The following is a 25,433-nucleotide window of genomic DNA, read 5'->3' as shown; positions in this document are numbered from 1 at the left end:
TTTATTGATCTAAAATAACAAATAAATCCTAAGATAGCGCCTGGGAAAAGTTAATTTTCCAGGGAATCAATGTCTCTTAGCTGTGCAAGATTCTTATCAAGTTTTCTCATGATAATTCCATAAACAAGTCTGTAGTATAACCAGATCAGCAAAACACAGAGTCCGGTACTCAATACAGTACCTATGATGAAAATGATAACGGCCGAGTTGGCAGGTTCTACATTTTGAGAGTTTAACGCATAAAAAATAAAGACCGTAAAAATAGAAGTAAAAGCAACGAGTAAAACAATACTGATTAAAATAAAGGCATTAACCGTCTTCTTGAACTTAATAATTCGGGTAATAAGGCCTTTAAGGTTTTCTTCGATTTTTATTCTTCGATAATTCTGATAAAATTTATAGACAAAATAGGCAGTAACAAGTAAACTAAGAATCTTAAGGATCAGATATATCTTGTCAAAACTGTTTTCCACTTCGGGAGTTTTTCGAGCACCCAGTTTTTCTAAAACGTTGAGGAATCCATTGGTTTCTTCTCCCTGAAAGAAATAAAATAGCCCCATTACGGAGAAAAGTAAAAATTCAAAAACACTGATCCAGAAAATATATTTCACGTAGTTACGTGACTTTCTGTTGAGCATATTAAGAATCTCACTATTGTCGTATTTTTGCTGAACAGGCTGTTCCTGCCATGTTTTCTTAAAGTTGTCTAAATCAAAATCAGGCATATTTTTCCATCTGTTCTTTAAGGGTTTTCTTTAATCTGTTCATTTTCACACGGGCATTTACCTCAGTTATCCCAAGGTTTTCTGCGATATCCTTATAGGGCAAATCATCTAAATACATCATTACAATAGCTCTTTCTACATTAGGCAATGTCTTGATCACGGTGTATAGAAGTGAAATCTGCTGTTGTTTTTCATCATCATCCTCAATGAAGTCTTTATGATTGATGTCCAGCTCATTTGTAGGAAGGCTCTTGCTTTTTTTTTCTGAAAAGGGTAATGGCTGTATTTAAGGCAACACGATACATCCATGTGGAGATCTTTGAGTTCCCTTTAAAGGAGTCATAGCTTCTCCAAAGCTGCAGGACAATTTCCTGAAAGAGATCTTCTTCATCTTCCAGAGAATTGGTATAAAGACGCGAAACTTTGATAATCAATCCCTGATTATCTTTTATGAGCTGCGCAAATTCTTTTTCTCTGGAAATCACAATTAGATGTATAACGGCACGAAGATAATAATAATGTGCTAATTAGTGAAGGGTTATGAATTATAAATTGCAAGTTTTGGTAATCGGCACTTACCATATACTTAAGCTTTATCGGATTGTTTGTCTTTGATTAAGAAAGCGTATTGTTCGGCAGGCTTATAAGTAATCGTCATAACATATAATGTAAAGCCTTTAATTCGTATCTTTGCGCTCACGAGAAAAATCGGCCTGTTGATCTTTGTTTCGGCAAGGGTAGGAAAGTCCGGACACCATAGAGCAGCAAAGCGGATAACATCCGTCACCCGTGAGGGTAGGACAAGTGCAACAGAAAGCAAGTACAGTTCGGCTGTAGTGAAACCAGGTAAACTCTTTGCGGTGCAATGATAAGTATATCGGTTCTTTTCAGTAATGAAAATAGGAGTTGCTCGCTCTGAAAGCCGAGGGGTAATCAGCAAAAGTTTTGCAGCAATGTAAGACGCAGATAAATAACAGGCACTTCTCAGGAAGTACAAAATCCGGCTTATAGATTTTCTCGTGATTTTTTTAGATAACGAAATGACTATAAATAAAGCGGGGATTATTCCCCGCTTTTGTATTTCTGAGCCTGTTAAGATAATTAATATCGACTTGAAAATATGAATTTTACAAGTTGAAGCATTGTTTATGATGCTATTCGTTCTCAAGGGCTTTTTTAGCATCAACAAGTCCTTTCTTGTCCTTATCAGAAAGTGCCGGATATTTAAGGTCCATCTTTTCTAATGCATCAATAATGATCTGGATAGCGGCTACTCTTGCAAACCATTTATTGTCTGCAGGTAACACATACCACGGAGCATAATCTTTTGAAGTCTCATTAATAGCCTGCTCATAAGCGCTCATATATTGATCAAACAATGCCCTTTCCGGAAGATCAGCAGCCGAGAATTTCCAGTTTTTTTCTTGCTCGTTAATTCTGTCCAGCAGCCTTTGCTTTTGTTCCTTTTTTGAAACATTTAAAAATATTTTAATGATTTTAGTTCCGTTCTGAGAGAGGTGTTTTTCGAAATTTCTTATACTCTCATATCTGTTTTCCCAGAATTTGGCGTCAAAATCTTTTACGGACTTCCATGTTTTTTCACTGAGATTGTATTCCGGGTGCACCTTACAAACCAAAACACTTTCATAATGTGAACGGTTAAAGATTCCGATCATTCCTTTTTGGGGTAGTGCAATATAATGTCTCCATAAAAAATCATGGGCGTATTCCTTTGAACTTGGGGTTTTAAAACTTGTTACATTACAGCCCTGTGGATTTACTCCACCAAACACATGCTCAATAAGACTGTCTTTTCCTGCGGCATCCATAGCCTGTAAGATGATAAGGAGAGACTGGCTTCCATCCGCATACAACTTCTCCTGAAGGTTACGAAGTTTTTCTTTTTCTATAGCCAGCATTGCCTGTCCTTCTTGTTTAGTAAGAGGTCCCTTGTATTCCGTTGAGGTTTTTTTGATGGAAAATTTTCCTTTTACTTCAAAATCGTCTGAGAAATTGGTGTCCATAAATTATATATTTGAAATAAATGTAATAAAAAACGTCTACATGTAGACGGTTTTTTTATTTTTTCTGAGTAGAGCTTATTTTGCCGCAGCAACTTTTTTCGCTGCCTTAGCCGCTTTTTTAGCCGCTTTAGCATCTGCTGCAGTTTCAACCTTTGCAGGAGTAGCTGCAACTTCAGGAGCGTTAGCATCTACATTTCCTTTGATGTAAATTACACTTCTGCTGTTTGCCGGGTCATTAGAAAATACTTCAATCATTTTGTTGAATGGTCCGTTGATTGTCGTATTGTATCCAACTTTGATTTTAGCAGATTTTCCTGGCATTACAGGATCTGTACTAAATTCAGGAGTTGTACATCCACAAGAAGGTTTTACGTTAGAAATTACCAAAGGCTTATCACCTGTGTTAGTTACTGTAAAAAATCTTGTACCGTCTGCACTAGGCTTAATAGTACCATAATCGAAAGTGGTTTTATCAAAAGTAATAGTTTGTGCAGATGCAATAGCAAATGTTCCAAATAGTGCAATTCCTGCAATTAATTTTTTCATATTCTTGAATGTTAATATGTTTGTTTAGATAAACTTTAAGAAACAAAGTTAAAAATTATTTTAATTCATACTGAAAATTTTTTTTCTTTAAGCTATTTTTGCAAATTGTAAGCTAAAGAAATAGAATTTATGCAGATTTCAGAAAAGTATAATCCACAGGAAACAGAACAAAAATGGTACAACTACTGGTTGGAAAACAAGTTTTTCCATTCGGAGCCTAATGACAAGCCACCATATACCATCGTAATTCCTCCGCCAAACGTGACGGGGATCTTACACATGGGACATATGTTGAACAATACCATTCAGGATGTTCTGGTCCGCCGTGCAAGAATGCAGGGCTTTAATGCCTGCTGGGTTCCGGGAACAGATCACGCTTCAATTGCTACTGAAGCTAAAGTTGTTGCTAAACTGAAATCTGAGGGAGTCAATAAATCTGATATTACCCGTGAGGAGTTTTTAAAACATGCATGGGAATGGACTGACAAATATGGGGGAACCATCCTCGAACAGCTGAAGAAATTGGGTTGTTCATGCGACTGGGACAGAACCAGATTTACGATGGAGGATAAGCTTTCAGCACAGGTAATTAAAAGTTTTGTTGATCTTTATAATAAAGGATTGATCTACAGAGGCTACAGAATGGTTAACTGGGATCCGGAAGCAAAAACGAACATATCTGATGAGGAAGTAATATTTAAAGAACAGAACGGGAAATTATATTTCCTGAAATATAAAATAGAAGGTTCCGAAGAATTCCTTTCTGTTGCGACGACACGTCCTGAAACAATCTTTGGGGATACTGCTGTTTGTATCAATCCTAATGATGAAAGATATGCTCACCTGAAAGGTAAAAATGTGATCGTACCTATCGTGAACCGTGCGGTACCTATCATTGAAGATGAATATGTGGATATTGAATTTGGAACCGGGGCACTGAAAATTACTCCTGCTCACGATACCAATGACTACGAGATCGGGCAAAAACATCAGTTGAAAATGATTGATGCTTTAGATGATGATGGAAATCTTAATGAGTATGGATTACATTATGCCGGGAAAAACAGGTTTGAGGTAAGAAAACAGATTGCAAAAGAACTGGAAGAAAAAGATCTCCTTTTAAAAGCTGAGGATTATGTAAATAAGGTAGGTACTTCTGAAAGAACAGGAGCAGTGATCGAGCCTAAAATTTCTGTTCAATGGTTCCTGAAAATGTCTGAACTTGCTCAGCCTGCTTTGGATGTAGTAATGGACGATGAAATTAAGTTTTATCCTGAAAAATTCAAAAATACCTATAAACATTGGATGGAAAACATCCGTGACTGGAATATTTCCCGCCAGCTTTGGTGGGGGCAGCAGATCCCTGCTTATTATTATGGAAGCGGAGATGAAGATTTTGTAGTTGCAGAAACAAAAGAAGAAGCTTTAGAATTAGCAAAACAAAAAACAGGGGACCAAAATCTTACAGCTGAAAGCCTTACACAAGATCAGGATGCTTTAGATACCTGGTTCTCATCATGGTTATGGCCTATGTCTGTATTTGACGGGCTTGTTGATCCTGAAAATAAAGATATTCAGTATTATTATCCTACTTCTGATCTGGTAACAGGTCCGGATATTATTTTCTTCTGGGTAGCGAGAATGATCATGGCCGGATTAGAATATAAAAAGACAGTTCCTTTTAAAAACGTTTATTTTACCGGTATTGTTAGAGATAAGCAAAGAAGAAAGATGTCCAAGTCTTTAGGAAACTCACCGGATCCTTTGGAATTAATTGATAAATATGGTGCTGATGGTGTGCGTGTTGGAATCTTACTAAGTGCAGCTGCAGGAAATGATCTCCTTTTTGATGAAGATCTTATGCTTCAGGGGAGAAATTTCATGACCAAGATCTGGAGTGCTTTCCGATTAATCAATATGTGGAATCATGAAGATAAACCGGCCAACGTAACGGAAAACCAGACAATAGAGTGGTTCGAAAATAAATTGAACAAAGCGATTGCTGAAATTAATGATCAGTTTGAGAAATTCAGAATTTCTGATGCTCTGCATTTGGTTTATAAATTAATCTGGGATGATTTCTGTTCGTGGTATCTGGAGGCTATCAAACCTAATTATGGTGAAGGGATTTCGAGAGAAGTATACGAAAAGACTATTTATTTCTTTGAAGAATTAATGAAATTACTTCATCCTTTTATGCCATTCCTTACGGAAGAATTATGGCAGACGATTTCGGAAAGAAGTATAGAGGAAGCGTTGATTATCTCTCAGCAGAAAAAAGCAGGAGAATTTAATGAGACTATTATCAAAAACTTTGAAATGGCTCAGGAACTTATTTCAGGAGTTAGAAACTATCGCCAGACGAAGGGGATTTCTCCTAAAGAGGCAGCTGAAATTTATACGGGTTCTTCAGAGTTTGCCAATGAAGCTGTTATCAGAAAACTGGCGAATATTTCAGACATTTATTTTGGTGAAAAAACAAATAAACCAAGTTTTACATTCCTGGTAGGTTCTACCGAAGTGTCCATTCCATTGAGCGAAAACCTGGATCTTGCTGAAGAGAAAACAAAAACGGAAGACGAAATAAAGTATTTGAAAGGATTTTTAATTTCTGTAGAAAAAAAGCTCTCCAACGAAAAATTTGTTGCCAATGCTAAAGCAGAAGTTGTAGAAGCGGAGCGTAAGAAACAGAAAGATGCACAGGATAAAATTGCTATTTTGGAAGAGAAGCTGAAGAGCTTATAAATCTTTTGGCACTTATCTTGAAATAAAACAAATATCAATCCGGACAATCCCGGAAACTATATCCATAAAAGAAGACCAGTTTAACTTGTCTTCTTTTGTGAATTTAATACAATAGTTCAGACATAATATCTGAAGAGCAGATGAGCTGCCAAAATAACTTGTAAGCGGATCAGCTCATCACCAATAAATAAAGACAATAAAAATGACGCACGTAGAGAATATAAAAAAGCTGTTTTCAAGAGATTTTGTAGAAAGTCCTTTGTTAGAAAGCTTTGAGGTTGGGAAAATTTACCTTTCTAGTGGAAAATTGGTAGCTTGTGACCCCTTGATCACAAATGATATGCAGCCTTTTACTACAGATTTCCCAAAAGGGGATTTTGCTGTTCTATTACATAAGGAGAGAGAAAGTAACTGCGTAGCCTATGCTGAAATTATTTTCAGTCACTCAGAAATCGCAGAATGGAAATTGGCAACTACTTCAGGTCAGGATATAAAAGACCTTGCAGAGGGTGAGATATTTGGTTATCCTGTAGAAAGTGGGATGGGTTGTTTTATGGATGTTGATACCCAGGAAAAACTTAATGAACTGGAAAAAAGATTGTATCACAGTAAAGGTGCCGACTTTATGGGAATTTATGAGGAGTTTTTCCACGAATATTTTTTCGATGAAAACGGAGCGATCGATCAATATGCCTTTTTGAAACCTGCGGATGAGCATCCGGGAACTATCTTTGCTTTCGAGACAGGATATGGAGAAGGTTTCTATGCCAGCTATATCGCGTATGATAAAAATAATGCGCCTGTAAAGGTAGTTACGGAATTTATTGAAATAAGTTAATTATTGTTATATTAGTATTCCTAATTTTTTATTTTTGTATAAACCAATTTAACCGCAATGAACTTTTCCTCAGTACAACCCAAAATTATAGTTGTTGGCAGCTCTTCCATAGATCTTGTTCTGGAAACTGAAAAACTTCCGGCTCCTAATGATACTGTTTTAGCCATTAATTCGGATAGTTATTTTGGTGGAAAAGGAGCCAATCAGGCTGTAGGAACTGCAAGATTGGGAGCCAGTGTTTATTTCATTGGATGTGTGGGAATGGACCCACTGGGACAGCAAATTATGCGTAATCTGGTGAATGAAAATGTGAATGTGGGATTTGTTGCAGAAACAGACAAAGAAGCTACAGGAACAGCTTATGTGACGACTTCTGATGGTAATGCTGCCATTGTTGTGGTACCGGCTGCAAATAAGCTTTTAAGTACCAAACATATTGAAGATGCAGACCGGTATTTTCCTACAGCAGATCTTATCCTGGTTCAGTTAGAAGTTTCTATAGAAGTTGTTGAATATACCATTAGAAAAGCAAAAAAATACGGAAAAAAAAGTTGGTCTCTATGCTTCACCGGCTATGAAACTTAGTGAAGAAGTACTGGAAAATGTAGATTTTGTAATCGTAAAAAGTAGTGAACTCTATATTGTTTTTGGTGAGGAGGAAAAAGAGCGGGTTCTTGAAAAATATTTTAATAAAGTTTTTGTAAGAGATGATACGAATTCCACGATTTATTTTGATGGAACTGAAATGAAATACTTCAGAAACCATAACGATAATAAAACGGTACATAAAATGGGAATGGGAGATGCATTTACATCCGGATTTGCCATAGCCTTGTGTCATAATAATCCTATTGAGGAGTGTGTAAAGTTTGGAAATGAAGTTTCTTTAAAAGTCTCTACGAGAAAAGGATCGCAAACCGGATTGCCTAGAATGTCCGATTATGTTATTTAAAGCTATTTGGTACATATCGAAAGTATATAATTAACATAAAATAAACAGTAAAAATTTCCACTTTTGAGTGGATTTTTTCTTTTTACACTATGGAAAAACTAATTCTAAAAACTACAGATCACATTTCTATTGTCGCCCACCTTTTCCTGCCGGAACAGAGCAATAATAAATTATTACTAATCAATTCTGCTACAGGCGTAAAACAGCATGTTTACTTTTCCTTCGCACAATATTTTTCAGAGCAGGGATTTACAGTGATCACGTATGATTATCGGGGAATTGGGCTTTCAAAACCGGAGCAAATGAAAGGTTTCGAGGCTTCCATGCGAATTTGGGGTTCCCAGGATTATAAAGCAGTAACCACCTACATCAGAATCCGCTTTACAGGGTATGAGAAATATTGCCTGGGACATTCTGTTGGAGCATTGATCCTTGGGATGAATAAGGATTCGGAGATGTTTAAAGAATTCTTTTTTGTGGGAACACAAAATGCGTTTGTTGGGAATCTGAAATTCAGGACGAAAATAGAAGCTTATCTTGGATTTGGGATTGTCCAGCCTTTAGCCACGCAGCTTCTGGGTTATTTTCCGGCTCATTGGTTTGGACTTGGAGAAAGTCTTCCTAAAAATTGCGCTTATGATTGGAGAACCTTAATTTTGAATAAAAAATCAACAAACGGTTTACTGGAGAAAATTGATGATTATTCTAAAAAATTGACTCAAAAAGTTTTTGTAATCAGGGCTGAAGATGATGTCTGGCTTACGGATAAAGGAGTAAAGAGTCTATTAAACGACACGTATCCCAACCTTAAACCGACATATCGCCTGGTAAAAACTTCAGAATCTGAAAAAGGAGAAATAGGACATGTTAATTTTTTCAGGAGCTATAACAAGAAGCTTTGGAATATTATTTTAAATGAATTAATACATAATGAGTAGTGTAATTGAAAAGACAATAGATTTTGTAAAGGAAAAACTTAAAGGAGCAGAAGCAGGACATGATTGGTTTCATATCGAAAGAGTCTGGAAGCTTTCCAGAAAAATTGCTGAAAATGAAAACTGTAACAAAGAAGTTGTAGAATTAGGAGCTTTGCTTCACGATATAGCAGATCCCAAATTTCATGATGGTGATGAAACAATTGCGTTAAAAGTGTCCCGTGAGTTTTTGGAAGAACAGCATGTTTCAGAAGAAATTATCGGGCAGGTCCTTTTTATTATTAAGAATATTTCTTTTAAAAACAGGGGAGAAGCTCCGCAGAATTTACCTATTGAATTAAAGATTGTTCAGGATGCAGACCGTTTGGATGCTATAGGAGCAATAGGTATTGCAAGAACCTTTAATTTTGGTGGATTTAAAAATAACCTGATGTACCATCCGGATATTAAGCCAAAGCTGAATATGTCGAAAGAGGAATACAAAAAATCTGACGGCACTACAATCAATCATTTCTACGAGAAATTATTACTTTTAAAGGATTTAATGAACACAGAGAAAGGAAAAGAACTGGCTCAGGAAAGGCATGAGGTGATGCTTCAATTTCTTGATCAGTTTTATAAAGAATGGAATGTTGATTAACGTTCTTTCTTAAAATTCTTAATCAGTATATTTGCAGCATGGGATTAATCATCTTTGTTATCTTTCTTTGTTCTGTCCTCTCTCTTATTTTATCTAAGGTAAAATCAGGAAAAGGTGCTGAATGGGCAAAACTGTTCCGTATCGCAACGCTTATTTTTTCAATCTCGGTATTCACTTATTGGTTTATCAAGAAAAGTGCTGTTGGAGTGGTGAGTAATTCCGTTGGTTTGCAGGTTATTAATAAACTTCCTCAGACCCTGGATTTTTATGTCATCAACGTCAATAATCCGGATAAAAATGCAATGCACGAGGCAAAGCACATTGGAAAGATACGCCCGGAATATTACAGAATAGAATACCTCAAGATGGATAAATCTGATGAGTATTGGGTTATCGGATATTTAGGAAAGAAAAACCTGGTTTATTTTTCACAGCATTCTGTTCCTAACAAAAATATTGATCAGATCGTTGAGGTGAACAACTATATCAATCAAAGTGTAAAATTATCTGAGATTGCTAAAAAGCAGGTGGAAGCCTATAATTATGAAAATGTAAAACTGGGAATCTGGGTATCTCTCGATTTTCTTTTGCTATTTCTTAATTTGGTCTTGCTTTTTAGAATTAAAAAATAAATGTAACCCTTTCAAAATAAAAGATGATCTGCTGAAGCCAGCAGATCATCTTTCTTTTTTAGTTAAATATTAGTATCGATGTCTCTTGTTACATCACGGATAATTTAAAATTATCATGATTTTTTCTTTAAGCTCTTCCGGGCAGTTTTTGATGAGCTTATCCTTGCTTTGACTGCTGATCTGGTCATAGGTCAGCCATTCTGTTACATCCTGATGCTGGCTGGTACTGTCGTAGATTCTTTTAATCTTCTCATTTTCGTAAAAGGTGTAATTGTCACCAAGAGAATTGTTTGTAATGCTGATAGTACATATTTCCTTTTCCATAGTTTTGATTTTTACAGTTGGTAATAAGGGTTTTATACCTTACAATATATCATTTCTTGGTGAAAAATATTGCCTTTTGCTGATAAAAAATTTTTCACACCAAACAGTGATATATTTACTGTTAAAACATAAAAAAAAGCTATAAAATCTTAAATTAAATGATTAAATAGCTGAATATTTTTTTTTATGCTAAAACAAACTTTGGATACTTTCTGTTGCCATTTGAGGCACATGGAGGTCGGTTTTCCATTCCTCATTCATTTTTTTGATGAGATAAGCAGATAATAAAGGGGACGCCTTTTCAATATTCTGATGGACGAAAAAGTATAAATTTTGGAGGCCTTCTTTTTTCCATTGTGTAACCCGCTTTAACCAATCATCCAATCTTTCGTAGTCACTTTCTGCATTTGCTCCTACATAACGGATGAAAGCATTGGGAGTGGTAAGACGCATATGAAGCATATCCCTTCTTCCGGCAGTATCCACAATAATATTAGTGATATGATGGGCTTCAAAAAGATCGCAGGTTGTATTTAAAATGTTTTCATCATTAAACCATTCCGTGTTTCTGAGCTCTATAGCTAGTGGGACTTCTTTTGGCCATTCTTTGACAAACTTCTCTAATCTGTCATAATCTTTTGGTTTAAAGTTATCATGAAGCTGAAGAAATACCATACCCAGTTTTTCATCAAAATTAAGAACCGATGTTGCAAATTGGGTTACAGGTTCTGTAACATCAATTAATCTCCTGAAATGGGAAACCGTATTGGTAATCTTTGGGAAAAATTTAAACCCTGCCGGTGTTTTTTCTTTCCATGTCAATACCTGATCAGGAGTTGGCATTCCGTAGAATGTCGCATTGAGTTCTATAGAATTGAACTGGGTAGCATAATAGGTTAATTCGTCCTTGGTTCCTTTGGGATAAAATCCTTTGAGGTCGGTTTTATTCCATTTGGCACATCCGATGGAGATATTCTCTAATCCCTTTTTATTTTGTTTGAGGATCTCTTTGGTTCTGCTGTGATCTTTGGGTAATGTAAAATCTATTTTTGAAGGATCTTCTACTTGTCCGAATTTCATATTTGAAGTTTTTAAGAATTAAGTATCTAACAAATATAAAATAAAAATAAGACAATTATTTTATGAATTTAAGCTAAAGATATCAAGGAAAAGGGAATCAGTTTTTTATTATTTTTTTTGAAATTTCAGTAGATTTCGTCTTTATTTTGATAAGATAAATTCCTGCAGGATAACCTGACGTATTAATAGTGCAATCTCCTTTGCCACAGCTCTGATGTGATACTGATCTCCCCATACTGTCAAATATATCTATTGTATTCACGGGTTCAGGGGATCTTATCTGAAGGATATTTTTTACAGGATTAGGAAATACATCAATTTTGGTTATTATATGGTCTAGCTTCGTATTTTTTGAATTGGTAGTAGCCGGGCAATTGGTACTGAAATTAATGTCCGGATACATAGTTTGAAGATCGGTAAGTTGAGCAGGATCAACACAAATGGTTAAATTACTATTGTATCCGGAAAAGTCACAACCTTCCAATGCATTGTTTTTGATATTCACCTGGGCTAATCCGGACATGTTAAAGAATGCAATAGCTTCTAAAACGTTGCAATCCGATAAATTCAGATTAGTAATGAGCGGACAGCTTCTCAGAGTAAGGTACTTGAGTTGAACGTTTTGTGAAAAGTTAATATTGTTTACTAATGAATTATATTCAAGATCAGCAGATTCCAATTGTGTACATTGTGAAAGGTCTATCGTAGAAATTTTTGTGTTAGCAATACCTAATTCCCTTAAGGAGTTACATTGATTGATATTAAGGCTATTTAATTCCGTAAAGGTATCAAAAGGTGAGTTGCCTGGTAAATTAGGTCCAAGGTTCAATGTTTGTATAGCCGAACAATTCTGAAGGTCTAAGCTTTTCAGGTCTTTATTTCCTTTTATCGATAGATTGACCAAAGAAATACAGTTTTGTGCAGAAATCTGCTGCAGATCAGTATGTGGATTCAGGAAATTCAGATCACCGGGAATATCTGCTTTCAGAGTTTGGAGATGGGTAAGATTGTCTACATTTAAAACAGCCATGTAGCCACAGGAATTTGTGATATCCATATCTTCCAAAGCAGCCGCACTATTAAAAGTAGCATTGGTTATTGGCTGATTGAAAGCTTTTAGTATTTTCAATTTGGGAAGTCCGGATACATCCAAAGAGGTTACATTTCCAAAATATACTCCTGAAGTAGTATAATAGCCATACCGGTTGTAGAATGATGCATCAAGCTCTTCTAAATTGATTAATCCAGCATTGGAAAAATTGATTGAGGATGCATTAAGACCTTTGATCCTTTTTAACGAAGTACAGCCGTTTAGATCTACGGAAGTAAAATAAGCTCCGGTGGTTTCATAATGATCCGTATCTGCTATAACTTCTTCCAGGTTTGTACAAGATTTCGCAACAAGGTGGATATTCTGATTTCCGGATGGTAATATGGTTCCGGTAGATCCGGAAACTGAAATTTTGGTCAGTGAATTTAAATTTGGAACACTGATCTTATCTAACCGCTTACAGGATGTGAAGGTGAGCGTTTTTACATGGCAGTTTTTGATATGAAGCTCCTTAATGTTTTTATTGTTTAAGACAATATCATCCTTGATGAGAAGGCAGTTTTTATATCTCAAAATTGTGGAGGGGTCGTAAGGAGATAAATTGATGTCTGCAACAAAGTCATTCACATTTTCTACGGCACCACAATTGTCGAAAGAAAAATCAATGGGAACACGGTGGCTAACTCCTACATTGTTTACAAATCCACCACTTCCGGTGTAAAGAACTTTTTTAATTTTATTATTGTTAACAAAACTAATGACCGCTGATTTTGTGTCATTGATGTAAAGTTCTTCGATATTGGGGAATAAAAGAGCATCGGTGATTTGGTTTGGAAGGCTATTGTAAGTGGGAAGCACATTAAACTTTATATTTAAAGTTTTTACTTGCTGGGCTTCAGTAAGCTGAATCTGTCCATCTCCATTTGCATCAATTTTAATATTGTTGCCATTGATGTCTTTTGCAATCTGACTACCCGGACCTGAAGTTAGTAGTAAGGCCTTAAATTTGGCATCTGTAAAATTAAGGTTCTGAGAATAAGCCATGCAGGAAAAGCTTACACAGAAGATAAATAGCATTTTGTACATATTGTGTTTTTAAGGGGTTGCTAATTTTAACAAGGATATATCCAATGAAGGAAATTATAAACCTTAATCTTACAAAAGTACTATATTTTTAAACCTGGCAACTTAGAAATACTACTATAGTATTAATACTATATTTGTTATCCGTACAAATACTGATGAGTGCCTCTATCATGTTTTCCTTTTTTATCAAGGCTTTGATTTAGTAAAATGAACGTTGTTCATATTGTGTTCATATATCTTAAAATAGCTTCAATGCGGTAAAAGATTTATTTGTAAAATGTTACCAAGATCTCATCTTACATATTTACTTTAAGCAATTAAGTTTTTTTTTAAGGAAATATTAAACATTATGTTATATAATGTTAACTGTATGTTACCACACTTCATGATTGTTGCTTCTAATTTTGCCATAAAATTTAGAAGTATAAAAATATGAAGAGAAAATTGATCTGTGCTTTTGCTGTTTTGTCTTTTGGCTTAGCGTTTTCACAAGAAACCAGCTCTAAAATTTTCGGAAGATTAAAAGGGGTAAATTCTGAAGTTACGGTAAAAGTAGTTCACGTTCCCACCAACAGTACCTTTGAAACTAAAAGTAATAACAAAGGACAATTTAGTCTGGATAATCTACAACCCGGAGGCCCCTACACGATAGAGATTTCCGATGGTTCGCAAATTATCTACTCGAATACCAATTTACAGCTTTCATTAGGAAGTAATGATTTGCCTGTAGTAGAAATCAAAAACAGAGAAAAAGTGATCGACGAGGTAAAGCTTACCTCGAAGAGAACCACTGTGAAAAACGGAGTTGCAATTAGCCAGGCTCAGATCTCCGGACTCCCAAATATTAACAGGGGTATTCAAGATGTTACCAAGTTGGTCCCTCAAAGTGCTAACAACTCTTTCAACGGAACCAATTTCAGGTATAATAACGTTACTATTGACGGGTCGATCAATAACGACGCGATTGGTTTTAGTCCGTCTTTGGGTGGACAAACGGGAACATCAGGAATGCCGGGAAGCAGTACACGTTCCAACTCAATTAGTTTGGATGCGATTCAGGATGTACAGGTTTATATTGCTCCTTATGACGTGAAATTAGGAAATTTCCTTGGAGGAAGTATCAATGCCGTTACACGTAGTGGTAGTAATAATGTGGAAGGATCTTTTTATTTCTATGGAAGAAATGCTGTTATAACGGGAAGAAACAGAGTGGGTGACAACTCAAAAATGCCAAGATCTTTTCAGGATTTTATTTATGGGGGGAGAGTAGGATTACCTGTCGTAAAGGATAAGGTTTTTTTGTTCACTAATATTGAATATACAAAAAGAAAAGATCCTGTTTTTTATAATGCCGGCGATCCTAACTCATTGATTACTGAAGATGTTGCTAAAGACATTTCTAAACGTGTTCTTGACAAATATGGTTTTAATGTGGGAAGCTTTAATCAGTACACTAATTTTTCTGAAAGTGCAAAGCTTTTCAACAAATTAGACTGGAAGATTAATGATAAACATACATTATCCATTAAAAATAACACTGTATTCTCGCAGGCCTCAAATCTTGAAAGAGATGGTGCCAATTTCAGGTTTTCAAGCATGGACTATATTCAAAAGAACAATGCTTCAACGACGACTTTGGAACTAAAAAGCCGTTTTAATGATAAATGGAATAATAACTTAGTATTAGGATATTCTTCTATTAATGATTACAGGGATCCTACTTCTTCCAACGCTATGTTTCCACAAGTAGAAATAGGGTATAATGGAGGAACTATTTTATTAGGAAATGATAGAGAGGCAACGGTTTTCAATATGAAGCAGAAAACATTTGAGATCACCGATAATTTAACGTATAAGACAGGGAATCATACTTTCTTATTAGGAACGCATAATGAATTATACAATATCGATTATGGTTTTGTAAATGCATTGAACGGAAGAATCTCTTATAAGAATCTTGATGATTTTTATAACTCAAAACCAGCAAGGATAAGAGGGACTTATCCTTTCAATGGAGATAGCAGAGAGACGCTGTTTAATAATCCGTATGCATCATATAAAGTGAACCTTCTTTCATTATACCTTCAGGACGAGATCAATTTGGGAAGACTCCGTTTATCTCCGGGTGTAAGAGTAGATTATACTGATTTACCAAACAAACCTCTTTTGAGTTCAAAAGTTACTAATTCTCCTACCGATCCTAATATGGGGAATACCTACAGCTATACACCATTAAATCAGCTTACAAACAAATATCTTAATAAACCCACATTGTCTCCAAGATTAGGATTTACTTTGGATCTTACAGAAAACAGATCAGTTGTATTAAGAGGGGGGTCTGGTATTTTCGTAGGAAGAATACCGTTTGCATGGCTGGGTTATGCTTATTATAATGATGGAGTAGGTTTCGGAAGTTATGATTATAATGGTCCGACGGCAGCTCAAATGGCAGCTAATGGAGACCCATTGGTAAGCGGAAACTTTGCTAATTGGCAAAACTCTTCCAAAGTTCAGGTAGACCTTATTGATAATAACTTCAAAATGCCTAAAGTATGGAGAAGTTCATTAGGAGTAGATTATACCGTTGGAGGATATAAGTTGACATTAGAAGGTATTTATACTAAAGTACTTTATGATCTGAAATTCCAGCAGGTGAATAAAACGGATAACGTAACGTATTACAGTTATGACGTGAATCACCAAATGCCTATTTATACAACGAATATCAACAGTAATTTTTCTAATGCGTACATGTTATCCAATACGAAAGAAGGTTACAGGTATAATATAACAGCACAGATTTCTAAATCTTATAATTTCGGATTTAACTTCTTTGCAGCATATACTTACGGAGATGCTAAAGATATTACCAACGGGATCAGAAACTCAATGGAAAGTAACTGGCAGATGAATCAATCCCTTACACCTAATAATCCTCAGTTGACAACTTCTAACTTTGCTATTAAAAATAGAATTGTTGCCAATCTCGGATATGGTTTCAATGTTTCAGAGTCCAACAGATTGTCGGCCAACGTATATTTCAATGCTCAGTCAGGAAATCCTTTCTCATGGGGCTTTGTAAACAGTACGATTGCTAATACAGGACAAGCTGCCGGATTGGCATATATCTTTAAAGATGCTGCTGAAGCTGCTAAATATATTGTTCCGATAAAAGATGCTGCAGGGAATATTTTGGTAACAGCCCAACAGCAGGTAGCTGATTATGAAAGCTTCGTTAATAATAACAAATACCTGAGCAGCAGAAGAGGAACGTTTACACAAAGAAACGGAGACTTTACTCCTTGGAATATTCAGGCAGATATCAGAATTATGGATGAGATCAGACTGAGCCGGAAGTCTAAAAATAATATCCAGATTTCTTTAAGTATCATCAACTTCACCAATCTGTTGAATAAGGATTGGGGTAAGATCTATTTTGTACCGAATACTTTTAATTCAACAGCAAGTGTTGGATTAACTAAAGTTGGAAATGTGGCAGCGGGACAGCCGGGAGCTGGAGATCCAACCTATAATTTCAAATCTCCGGGGTTGCCTTATACGATTGATCAGTTTGCATCAAGATTCCAGGCACAGCTGGGAGTTCGATATAATTTTTAATTTTTACTTTATATATTCTTTCAAGAGTCCAGATTTTCTTTCTGGGCTTTTTTTTATTTTGTAATTCTTTACAAAACAAGATATAAGAAAAGCACGTTTAAAAAAACGTGCTTCAATATATAATTGTTTATTATTTGTAGTCTAAGCTTCGCAGCTTGAACAAGATACAAAGTTCACCATCATTTCCTTAGATACTGATGAGCTTCTTTGATAATATAATGTTTTTACTCCTTTTTTCCATGCTTCGATGTACAGATAGTTTACATCTTTTACGGGCATGGTAGATGGAATTTGTAAGTTCAATGATTGTGCCTGATCGATATATTGTTGTCTCTGAGCGGCCTGGGAAATGATCTCCATCGGAGAAATTTCCTTGAATGTCTTAAATACAGCTTTTTCTTCGTCAGTTAGTTCAGTTAAATGCTGAACGGAACCATGGTTCAACATAATCGTTCTCCATGTTTCTTCGTTATCTAGTCCTTTTTCTTCTAATAATTTTGCCAGGTACTTATTCTTACGCATGAAATTTCCTTTGGCCAAACCGGCTTTATAGTAGTTGGATGCGAAAGGTTCAATTCCCGGAGAAGTTTGTCCCAAAATAGCAGAGCTTGAAGTCGTAGGAGCAATAGCCATTGTGGTAGTATTTCTTAACCCATAACCTTTTAACAATTCAGGTTCTCCATAGATGTTAGCCAGTTCTCTTGATGCCTGTTCAGATTGCTCTTTAATATGTCTGAATGCTCTTGCATTAAACTGAGTTGCTTCAAAACTTTCAAACGGGATCATGTTCTTTTGTAAGTAAGAATGGTATCCTAAAACACCAAGCCCAAGAGCTCTGTGACGCATTGCAAAGTTTCTTGCTCCCTGTAGGTAATAATTGCCTTCTGTTTTATCAATAAATTCAGTTAAAACAGCATCAAGGAAATAAACAGCCAACTTCACTGCGTCCGTATCTTTCCATTCATCATATAATTCCAGGTTCATGGAAGAAAGACAGCAGATAAATGATTCTTCTCTCGTAGAAGGAAGCATGATCTCAGAACAAAGATTACTTGCATTTACAGTAAGTCCCAAATCTTTGTAAACCTGTGGTTTATTTCTGTTAACGTTATCCGTAAAGAAAATATAAGGAAGACCTTTTTGCTGACGGCTTTCCAAAACCCTTGCCCAGATCTTACGTTTTTCCATATCTCCATCGATCATATCCTGCATCCAGTAATCAGGAACACAAATTCCGGTAAATAAATTCTGAATAGGACTTCCGATATCTTTAATTGATAAGAACTCTTCAATATCACCGTGGTCGATATCCAGGTAAGCTGCAAAAGCTCCTCTTCTCACTCCTCCCTGTGATACTACGTCCATTGCTGTATCAAATAATTTCATAAAGGAAACCGCTCCCGAAGACTTTCCATTATCTGTTACTGCAGTTCCTCTGTTACGAAGTTCCCCGAAATATCCTGAAGTTCCACCCCCGATTTTTGTCTGCATGATGACTTCACCCATTTTATGAGTAATCCCTTCAATGCTATCCGGAATGTGTACATTGAAACATGAAATAGGAAGACCTCTCTGTGTTCCCATATTTGCCCAGACCGGAGAGGAAAAACTGATCCATCCTTTGGTGATCATTTCCTTAAAAGCAGGTTGTAATTCCGGTTTGTATAGCTTTTTGGCAGCAGCAGTGGTAATCCTGTCGATAGCTCCGTCTACAGTTTCCCCTTTTAACAGATATCCTCTGTTTAGCATTTGCTCAGACTCCTCGTTGAGCCACCATATATTAGTATTTTGTTCCTCCATAGTTGTTATATTTTCAAATTCCCGGATATCCATGTCGTAATATCCAGGAATTTTGTGTTATTAAATTGATTCTAAAAATTCTACCTTGTGGGAACCATTAAGTCCACTCTCATCTCTTAATCGTTGAAATTCTTTAAAAGATGGTGTATTCAAAACCTCATGTTGTACCTCTTCATTGCTGTAATTAGAATAATGTAAGAATGTAACACCGTCTTCTTTAAGAAAAACCTTGTATTCAAATGCCGACAGATCCAATTGTCTGAAATCATTCAGGAAATTTTGAATGTTTTCTTTGTTTTCTGAAACAAATTCTGGTTTTACGGTATAACTTACAATTACATTAATCATCTTTTGTGCTTTGGTTTTTATTTCATCCGAAAAGGATACTTTCTAATGAAAGATTGTTGAGCTATATACAGAGCTTGTTTAATTAAAACAAATCGTTGGCTGTAATACTCTTGTCGTGTTTCGTATAGTCAACAGGTCTTTTAGCAAAGAAATCATCCATAGAATTAGCAAAAACCTCTTCCTCAAACCATTTCATCGGACGGTATTGTTCCGGCGAAATGTTGTAGCGTGTATCCATATTGATTTTCTTTAAGCTGTCGTCAACACGGTATTTCATAAAGTTGAGTAAGTCTTCTTTTGAGAATACACTCAATTCTCCCAATTCAAAGATCCAGTCTAAGATTTCACCTTCCAATTCTACAGATTGATCTACTAAAGTATAAATATCTTCAATGTCTGAATCAGTTAATAAATCAGGTTGTTCTTCGCGGATTTTGTTTATCAGATAAATTCCTGCGTTAGCATGGATTTGTTCATCAACAGAAGTCCACGCGATAATATTGGAAACGTTTTTCATGTATCCTTTAAATCTTGTGAAAGAAAGAATGATCGCAAATTGTGAGAAAAGCGATACATTTTCAATCAGGATACTGAATAGTAAAAGAGAAGAAACATATTCTTTAGGGGTGGAAGAATTAGCATGTTTCAGAACATTTGATAAGAAGTCTATTCTCTTTTTTACAGCAGGAACTGCTATAACGTTGGTAAATTCTTCATTATATCCCAATACTTCCAATAAACGCGAATAGGCTTCGGAATGACGGAATTCACATTCAGCGAAAGTAGCACCTAAACCGTTCAGTTCAGGTTTTGGCATATGATTGTATAGGTTTCCCCAAAATGTCTTTACAGACACCTCGATCTGTGCAATAGCCAGTAAAGCATTTTTCACAGAATTTTTTTCGTGTGGTTCCAGCTGCGAATGAAAATCCTGAATGTCTGCAGTAAAATCCACTTCCGAATGCACCCAAAACGATTTGTTGATCGCTTCTACAAATTGAAGAACCTCAGGGTATTCAAATGGCTTGTAACTTACTCTCTTATCAAAAATTCCCATATTAAAAATGTCTTTAAATTAAACTAATTAGATCACTGTGGATAAAAATCAAAGAATAAATAACAGCTTGATTTGTTGGAACTTACATTTAAAAGTTTTTCACAAGAAAAGTGTCTTTATTATTTGCTAGTGCGAAGCACAAAGTTCGAAAAAAAGAAACGATTTTGAAAGGGCTAAACACTAATTGGTTGACTTTTAATCGTAAAAGTTTTCCACATTTACATGAAACAAGCACTGATATTGGTTTAGATACAATAATAAGCATAAAATAAATATTTTTGATAAGTTACAGTTAAACATAAAATCATAAAATACTATAAATAAAGGTGTATTATATTAAACACTAAAAAAATACAATAAATTTTGATTCTTGTAACAAATTGAAAATATCTTCTACTTATTGACTATAAAACATAGATCACTTAATGTTAGTAATTCAGGATTTAAACAAATCATACGATACAGGGAAAAGTAAACTGCACGTTCTCAAAGGAATTAATCTCAATATTTCCGAAGGCGAGTTTGTTTCTATTATGGGAAGTTCGGGTTCCGGAAAGTCTACCCTCCTTAATATTATAGGGATTCTGGATGAAAAGGATTCCGGGATTTATGAGCTGGACGGTGTTCCCATCGAGCATTTATCCGAAGTAAAGGCTGCAGAATACAGAAGTAAATTTTTAGGATTTATTTTTCAGTCTTTTAATCTGATAGGATATAAAACGGCTTTAGAAAATGTTGCTCTTCCTTTATATTATCAGAACGTACCCCGAAAAGAACGTAATCAGATCGCCATGGAATATCTGGAGAAAGTAGGACTCGCCCAATGGGCAACTCATCTTCCCAATGAGCTCTCCGGTGGACAAAAACAAAGGGTGGCTATTGCAAGGGCGCTGATCACAAATCCTAAAGTGGTATTGGCCGATGAGCCTACAGGTGCCTTGGATTCAAAAACAACCCATGATATCATGAAATTGCTACAGGATATTAATAATGAAGGAAAAACGATCATTGTAGTAACCCACGAACCTGATGTTGCAGCACAAACAAAAAGAAATGTGATTTTAAAGGATGGAGTTATCGAAAGTGATGAATTTATCAAACAGGTTGTTCTATAAATAGTGAATGTACATTGACTTTAAAAAAGTAAAAAAATAAAAATATGTTTGACCTGGATCGTTGGCAGGAAATATTCAGTTCCATTCGCAGTAATGTATTGCGGACGGTGCTTTCCGGATTTACGGTGGCATTAGGGCTGTTTATCTTTATCGTTCTTTTCGGAATCGGTAAAGGTTTACAAAACGCTTTTACAGAAGGTTTTGCAAGGGATGCTCAAAATCTTATTTCCATCTTTACAGGAAAAACAACCATTGCCTACAAAGGATTACAGTCGGATCGTAACGTAACCATGAATAATGATGACTATGACTTTCTGGTTAAAGCAGATAAGGAAAAAGTAGGCTATTCAACTCCAAGGTATCAAACCAGTTTGCTGGTGAAGTACGGAAAAGAAAGTGGGAATTATCAGGTTAACGGAGGAGATCCTGAAGAAAAGTTCATTGAAAACAGGAAAATTCTTGAGGGACGTTATATCAATCCTTCCGATCTTGAAAGAAAACAAAATGTTGCCGTGATCGGACGAATGGTACAGAGAGATTTGATCAAAAACGGAAGTCCGGTAGGAAAAGAACTGAATATTAACGGAACAATGTTCAAAGTAGTTGGAGTATTTTCCGACGACGGTGGAGACTGGGACGAAAGACATATTACAGTACCCATTACTACTTTGCAACAGATGAAAAAAGGTTCAGATACTGTAACAACGGTTTATATAGCCTATAACGAAAAGCTAACACCTCAGCAAGCTATAAAATACGGTAACGAGCTTAAAGATAGATTAAAAGCAAGGAAGAATGTTTCTCCTGACGATGAAAATGGGGTCCGGGTATGGAATAATGCAGAAAATATGAATGATACATTTATGTTTATGGCTGTACTTACAGGTATTGTTGGTTTTATCGGTATGGGGACTTTGATCGCAGGGATCATTGGAATCAGTAATATTATGGTTTACATTGTTAAAGAGAGAACCAAGGAGATAGGTGTTAGAAAGGCTATTGGAGCGAAACCAAAAAGCATTGTGGCGTTGATTGTACAGGAGAGTGTTGTGATCACCGTGATCTCAGGTTTAATTGGGGTAGGTTTGGGAGTTTTAGCGCTTAGCCTTATGGGAGACAGTCTTGAAGAATTTTTCATCAAGAACCCTAGTGTCGGCTGGACCGAGATCTTTATGGCATTTCTGGCATTGGTTTTTTCAGGATTGATTGCCGGTTTTGTTCCCGCTTACAGGGCATCGAAAATTAAACCTATAGAGGCATTACGAACAGAGTAATAGCTGATGTTCGTACATAATTATAAAAAAAGTATAAATCAAACTCATAACTAACACCAATGAACATCTTATTTAAAAAGGATACCTGGCAGGAAATTTATTATTCACTGAGAAATAATAAACTTCGGACATTCCTTACCATGATCGGGGTGGGTTGGGGTATGTTTTTATACGTAAGTTTGCTGGGAGCAGCAAAAGGAATGGAGAATGGTTTCGATAAATTATTTTCAGGCTTTGCAACGAATTCTATTTTTCTATGGGCTCAGAAAACCTCTATTCCATACGAAGGTTTTCCAAAAGGGAGAGAGATGAAACTGCATTTGCCGGATATGGAAATGCTTAAAAGAAAAATTCCTGAAATAGATTACATTTCACCACAGAATGCTCGGGGAAGTTTTACAGGAACACCCGGAGAATCTATGTCAAGAAACGGGAAAAGTGCTACCTATTCTCTTACAGGAGATTATCCTGTGGGAAATAAAATTTCTGAAAAGAAACTTATTTTCGGACGCTATATAAACGATGCCGATTTATCAGGCAATAAAAATGTTGCCGTGATCGGAGAAGAGGTATATAAAAACTTTTTTAATTCCAAAAAGAAAGAAAATCCTATTGGTAAATCAATAAATATAAAAGGGCTTTTCTTTAATATTATCGGTGTTTTCAGAGTGAAAAAAGGAGGCGGTTTTGAAAATGACCGTACTGTTTTCATTCCTCTTTCTTCATACACGAAAATGTATAATGCGGGAGACAATATTGATATGTTTGCTATTGTCAGCAGGCCGGATGCCGATTTAAAGATTGTGGAAGAAAAAGTAAAACAGGTATTAAAGCTTAAAAATAAAGTTTCACCTGAAGATACAAATGCATTTGGAAGCTTCAACCTTGGAAAAGAATTTGGAAAATTAACCGGATTCTTAACCGGAATGCAGCTATTAACAATTATTGTAGGAACACTTACGATTCTTGCGGGAGTTATTGCGATCTCAAATATCTTACTGATTACGGTAAAAGAGAGAACAAAAGAAATAGGGATCCGAAGAGCATTAGGAGCCAAACCTTCAGAAGTAAGAAATCAGATTCTGCTGGAAAGTGTTGTAATTACACTATCCTCAGGGTTATTAGGATTCATGTTGGGAATATTTGTCCTGATGGTCCTGAATATGGCTACACAGAATCAGGATGCCTTTCCATTTTATAATCCTACGGTAAACTACGGAAATGTATTTGCTGCTATGGCGGTGATGGTAGTTTTAGGATTGATTATCGGAATGATTCCAGCTCAGAGAGCTGTTAAAATCAGACCTATTGAAGCGTTAAGAACTGAATAAAAACCATTTAAATAAAAAATAAACTAGATATATGAAAAAGAAATTCACTTGGAAAAAAGCCATTTATATACTGTTGGGGCTTTTATTTGCAGTGGCATTATTCTCGGGAATCGGTTATCTGATCAAATCCAATTCTAAAGAGAGTGAAGCGTTCCTTACGCGAAAACCAACGGTCCAGAATATGGATGATAAAGTCATGGCGACAGGGAAAATTATACCAAAAGAAGAAATCGAGATCAAGCCTAATATTGCAGGGATTATTGATAAAATTTTAGTTGATGAAGGGGATAAAGTAGTTGCGGGACAATTGGTTGCAACGGTTAGGATTATTCCAAATATCGCAGATGTAAACAATGCACAGCAGGAAGTTCAGAATGCGCAGCTTCAGATCAGCAATGCCAAGCTGAATGTAGATAACATGCAGAAACAATTTGATATGCAACAGAAATTGTATAGTCAGGGAGTTATTTCCAAGCAGGATTATTTAAACTCTCAACAACAATTGTATTCTCAGCAACAGACTCTTAAAAACGCAAACCAGCAATTCCAGACGGCTCAGAAGAGATTACAAATTGTGAAAACCGGAGCAACTCCTGAACTTCAGGGTTTTGCTACAACGCAAATACGTTCAAAAGCTGCAGGAACGGTACTTGATGTTCCTGTAAAAGTAGGAAGCCAGGTTATTGAAGCGAACTCTTTCAACGCGGGAACAACGATTTGCTCTATTGCCGATCTTAATTCACTGATCTTTCAGGGAGAGATTGATGAAGCTCAGGCGGGAAAACTGAAGCAGGGGATGCCAATGAATATTGTGATTGGTGCCTTGCAGAACAAAACTTTTCCAGGGAAATTAACAATGATTGCTCCTAAGGGAAAAGATAATCTTGGAACGATAAAATTTCCTGTAGAAGGCGATGTAACCAATCCTAATAATGAATACATCAGAGCTGGATTTTCAGCAAATGGAGAGATTGTATTGAATTCCCAAAAGAATGCATTATTGCTTGATGAATCTCTTATTCAATATGAGAAAAACAACGGTAAAGACAGATCTTTTGTTGAGGTAAAGCAACCTGATGGAAAATTCAAAAAAGTATATGTGAAATTAGGAGCCAGTGACGGGATCAATGTTCAGATTCTTTCAGGAATAGATAAAAATTCTGAAGTAAAAGTATGGAACCCATCAGATAAGGACAAAGAGGAACTTAAAGAAAAGAAAAAATAATAAACTAATCAGATACATTTTATCTACAGTCCCGGGAATTTTATTCCGGGATTTTTTTTTGCTCCTTAAAGTTGTTGCCTATTCCGT

Annotated in this window: 19 protein-coding genes, 1 other RNA gene and 2 pseudogenes; 12 read left to right on the top strand and 10 right to left on the bottom strand. The window is 35.8% G+C overall.

What is annotated here, in order from left to right; genetic code table 11:
* Positions 1-50: 50 nt before the first annotated feature.
* Both ACJ5H0_RS08850 and ACJ5H0_RS08845 read right to left on the bottom strand, forming a co-directional pair.
* A complete protein-coding gene (locus ACJ5H0_RS08850; protein WP_411248967.1) occupies positions 51-725 on the bottom strand; it encodes a beta-carotene 15,15'-monooxygenase in 675 nt (224 codons plus the stop codon).
* A pseudogene (locus ACJ5H0_RS08845) lies at positions 718-1,210 on the bottom strand (RNA polymerase sigma factor). Before ACJ5H0_RS08845 ends, ACJ5H0_RS08850 begins: the two are co-directional and overlap by 8 nt.
* 214 nt (positions 1,211-1,424) lie before the next feature.
* Here ACJ5H0_RS08845 and rnpB point away from each other — a divergent pair.
* Positions 1,425-1,749, top strand: an RNA gene (gene rnpB / locus ACJ5H0_RS08840) — RNase P RNA component class A.
* A gap of 130 nt (positions 1,750-1,879) precedes the next feature.
* Here the strand turns inward: rnpB and ACJ5H0_RS08835 are convergent.
* Together ACJ5H0_RS08835 and ACJ5H0_RS08830 are read right to left on the bottom strand one after the other, a co-directional pair.
* On the bottom strand, positions 1,880-2,749 hold the full coding sequence (locus ACJ5H0_RS08835) for a PPK2 family polyphosphate kinase (protein ID WP_273649135.1): 870 nt from the start codon (positions 2,747-2,749) through the stop codon (positions 1,880-1,882).
* A gap of 75 nt (positions 2,750-2,824) precedes the next feature.
* Entirely contained in the window at positions 2,825-3,295 is a 471-nt protein-coding gene (locus ACJ5H0_RS08830; protein ID WP_172280089.1) for a DUF1573 domain-containing protein, read from the bottom strand.
* A gap of 129 nt (positions 3,296-3,424) precedes the next feature.
* Between ACJ5H0_RS08830 and ACJ5H0_RS08825 the strand changes: the two genes are divergently transcribed.
* The 6 genes and pseudogenes from ACJ5H0_RS08825 (at position 3,425) to ACJ5H0_RS08800 (ending at position 10,037) form a co-directional block, all read left to right on the top strand.
* The gene (locus tag ACJ5H0_RS08825) at positions 3,425-6,040 is read left to right on the top strand and encodes a valine--tRNA ligase (RefSeq protein ID WP_411248965.1); all 2,616 of its coding nucleotides are present in this window, start codon (positions 3,425-3,427) and stop codon (positions 6,038-6,040) included.
* Between the two features lie 202 nt (positions 6,041-6,242).
* Complete coding sequence (locus ACJ5H0_RS08820; RefSeq protein ID WP_411248963.1) at positions 6,243-6,878, top strand: DUF4241 domain-containing protein; 636 nt, start codon at positions 6,243-6,245, stop codon at positions 6,876-6,878.
* 57 nt (positions 6,879-6,935) lie between these two features.
* Positions 6,936-7,830: pseudogene (locus ACJ5H0_RS08815) on the top strand (ribokinase).
* 89 nt (positions 7,831-7,919) lie between these two features.
* The gene (locus ACJ5H0_RS08810) at positions 7,920-8,768 is read left to right on the top strand and encodes an alpha/beta hydrolase family protein (RefSeq protein WP_411248961.1); all 849 of its coding nucleotides are present in this window, start codon (positions 7,920-7,922) and stop codon (positions 8,766-8,768) included.
* The gene (locus ACJ5H0_RS08805) at positions 8,761-9,405 is read left to right on the top strand and encodes an HD domain-containing protein (protein ID WP_172280079.1); all 645 of its coding nucleotides are present in this window, start codon (positions 8,761-8,763) and stop codon (positions 9,403-9,405) included. Before ACJ5H0_RS08810 ends, ACJ5H0_RS08805 begins: the two co-directional genes overlap by 8 nt.
* Before the next feature lie 38 nt (positions 9,406-9,443).
* A complete protein-coding gene (locus ACJ5H0_RS08800; RefSeq protein WP_172280078.1) occupies positions 9,444-10,037 on the top strand; it encodes a hypothetical protein in 594 nt (197 codons plus the stop codon).
* Positions 10,038-10,130: 93 nt separating this feature from the next.
* On the opposite strand, the gene ACJ5H0_RS08795 is transcribed toward ACJ5H0_RS08800, so the two are convergent.
* The 3 genes from ACJ5H0_RS08795 to ACJ5H0_RS08785 all read right to left on the bottom strand — a co-directional run bounded on the left by ACJ5H0_RS08795 (position 10,131) and on the right by ACJ5H0_RS08785 (position 13,578).
* The gene (locus tag ACJ5H0_RS08795) at positions 10,131-10,361 is read right to left on the bottom strand and encodes a hypothetical protein (protein ID WP_172280076.1); all 231 of its coding nucleotides are present in this window, start codon (positions 10,359-10,361) and stop codon (positions 10,131-10,133) included.
* Between the two features lie 189 nt (positions 10,362-10,550).
* Positions 10,551-11,441 carry a DUF72 domain-containing protein gene (locus tag ACJ5H0_RS08790; protein WP_172280074.1) on the bottom strand — a complete coding sequence of 297 codons (891 nt, stop codon included), beginning with the start codon at positions 11,439-11,441 and terminating at the stop codon, positions 10,551-10,553.
* Positions 11,442-11,538: 97 nt separating this feature from the next.
* Entirely contained in the window at positions 11,539-13,578 is a 2,040-nt protein-coding gene (locus ACJ5H0_RS08785) for a T9SS type A sorting domain-containing protein (RefSeq protein ID WP_411248959.1), read from the bottom strand.
* A gap of 432 nt (positions 13,579-14,010) precedes the next feature.
* Between ACJ5H0_RS08785 and ACJ5H0_RS08780 the strand changes: the two genes are divergently transcribed.
* Positions 14,011-17,196: a TonB-dependent receptor gene (locus tag ACJ5H0_RS08780; protein ID WP_411248957.1), complete on the top strand. Its 3,186-nt coding sequence runs from the start codon at positions 14,011-14,013 to the stop codon at positions 17,194-17,196.
* A gap of 141 nt (positions 17,197-17,337) precedes the next feature.
* Here ACJ5H0_RS08780 and ACJ5H0_RS08775 read toward each other — a convergent pair whose 3' ends face one another.
* The 3 genes from ACJ5H0_RS08775 to ACJ5H0_RS08765 form a co-directional block, all read right to left on the bottom strand.
* Positions 17,338-19,029: a ribonucleoside-diphosphate reductase subunit alpha gene (locus ACJ5H0_RS08775; RefSeq protein ID WP_262888817.1), complete on the bottom strand. Its 1,692-nt coding sequence runs from the start codon at positions 19,027-19,029 to the stop codon at positions 17,338-17,340.
* A gap of 27 nt (positions 19,030-19,056) precedes the next feature.
* Positions 19,057-19,344: an antibiotic biosynthesis monooxygenase gene (locus ACJ5H0_RS08770; RefSeq protein ID WP_172280068.1), complete on the bottom strand. Its 288-nt coding sequence runs from the start codon at positions 19,342-19,344 to the stop codon at positions 19,057-19,059.
* 82 nt (positions 19,345-19,426) lie between these two features.
* Positions 19,427-20,401: a ribonucleotide-diphosphate reductase subunit beta gene (locus ACJ5H0_RS08765; RefSeq protein ID WP_172280067.1), complete on the bottom strand. Its 975-nt coding sequence runs from the start codon at positions 20,399-20,401 to the stop codon at positions 19,427-19,429.
* 425 nt (positions 20,402-20,826) lie between these two features.
* Here ACJ5H0_RS08765 and ACJ5H0_RS08760 point away from each other — a divergent pair, with 425 nt between their 5' ends.
* From ACJ5H0_RS08760 to ACJ5H0_RS08745, 4 genes are read left to right on the top strand one after another with little or no spacing between them, the layout of a single operon-like run.
* Positions 20,827-21,516: an ABC transporter ATP-binding protein gene (locus tag ACJ5H0_RS08760; RefSeq protein ID WP_172280066.1), complete on the top strand. Its 690-nt coding sequence runs from the start codon at positions 20,827-20,829 to the stop codon at positions 21,514-21,516.
* 44 nt (positions 21,517-21,560) lie between these two features.
* A complete protein-coding gene (locus tag ACJ5H0_RS08755) occupies positions 21,561-22,790 on the top strand; it encodes an ABC transporter permease (protein ID WP_172280065.1) in 1,230 nt (409 codons plus the stop codon).
* A 59-nt stretch (positions 22,791-22,849) separates the two neighbouring features.
* Entirely contained in the window at positions 22,850-24,121 is a 1,272-nt protein-coding gene (locus ACJ5H0_RS08750; protein WP_172280064.1) for an ABC transporter permease, read from the top strand.
* Positions 24,122-24,152: 31 nt separating this feature from the next.
* On the top strand, positions 24,153-25,346 hold the full coding sequence (locus ACJ5H0_RS08745) for an efflux RND transporter periplasmic adaptor subunit (protein ID WP_172280061.1): 1,194 nt from the start codon (positions 24,153-24,155) through the stop codon (positions 25,344-25,346).
* The last annotated feature ends 87 nt before the right edge of the window (positions 25,347-25,433 follow it).

The sequence above is a fragment of the Chryseobacterium proteolyticum genome (assembly GCF_046591535.1).
GTDB classification, from domain to species: domain Bacteria; phylum Bacteroidota; class Bacteroidia; order Flavobacteriales; family Weeksellaceae; genus Chryseobacterium; species Chryseobacterium proteolyticum.
The sequence above is the reverse complement of the archived record's forward strand: the minus strand, read 5'-3'. Positions and strand labels throughout refer to the sequence as shown.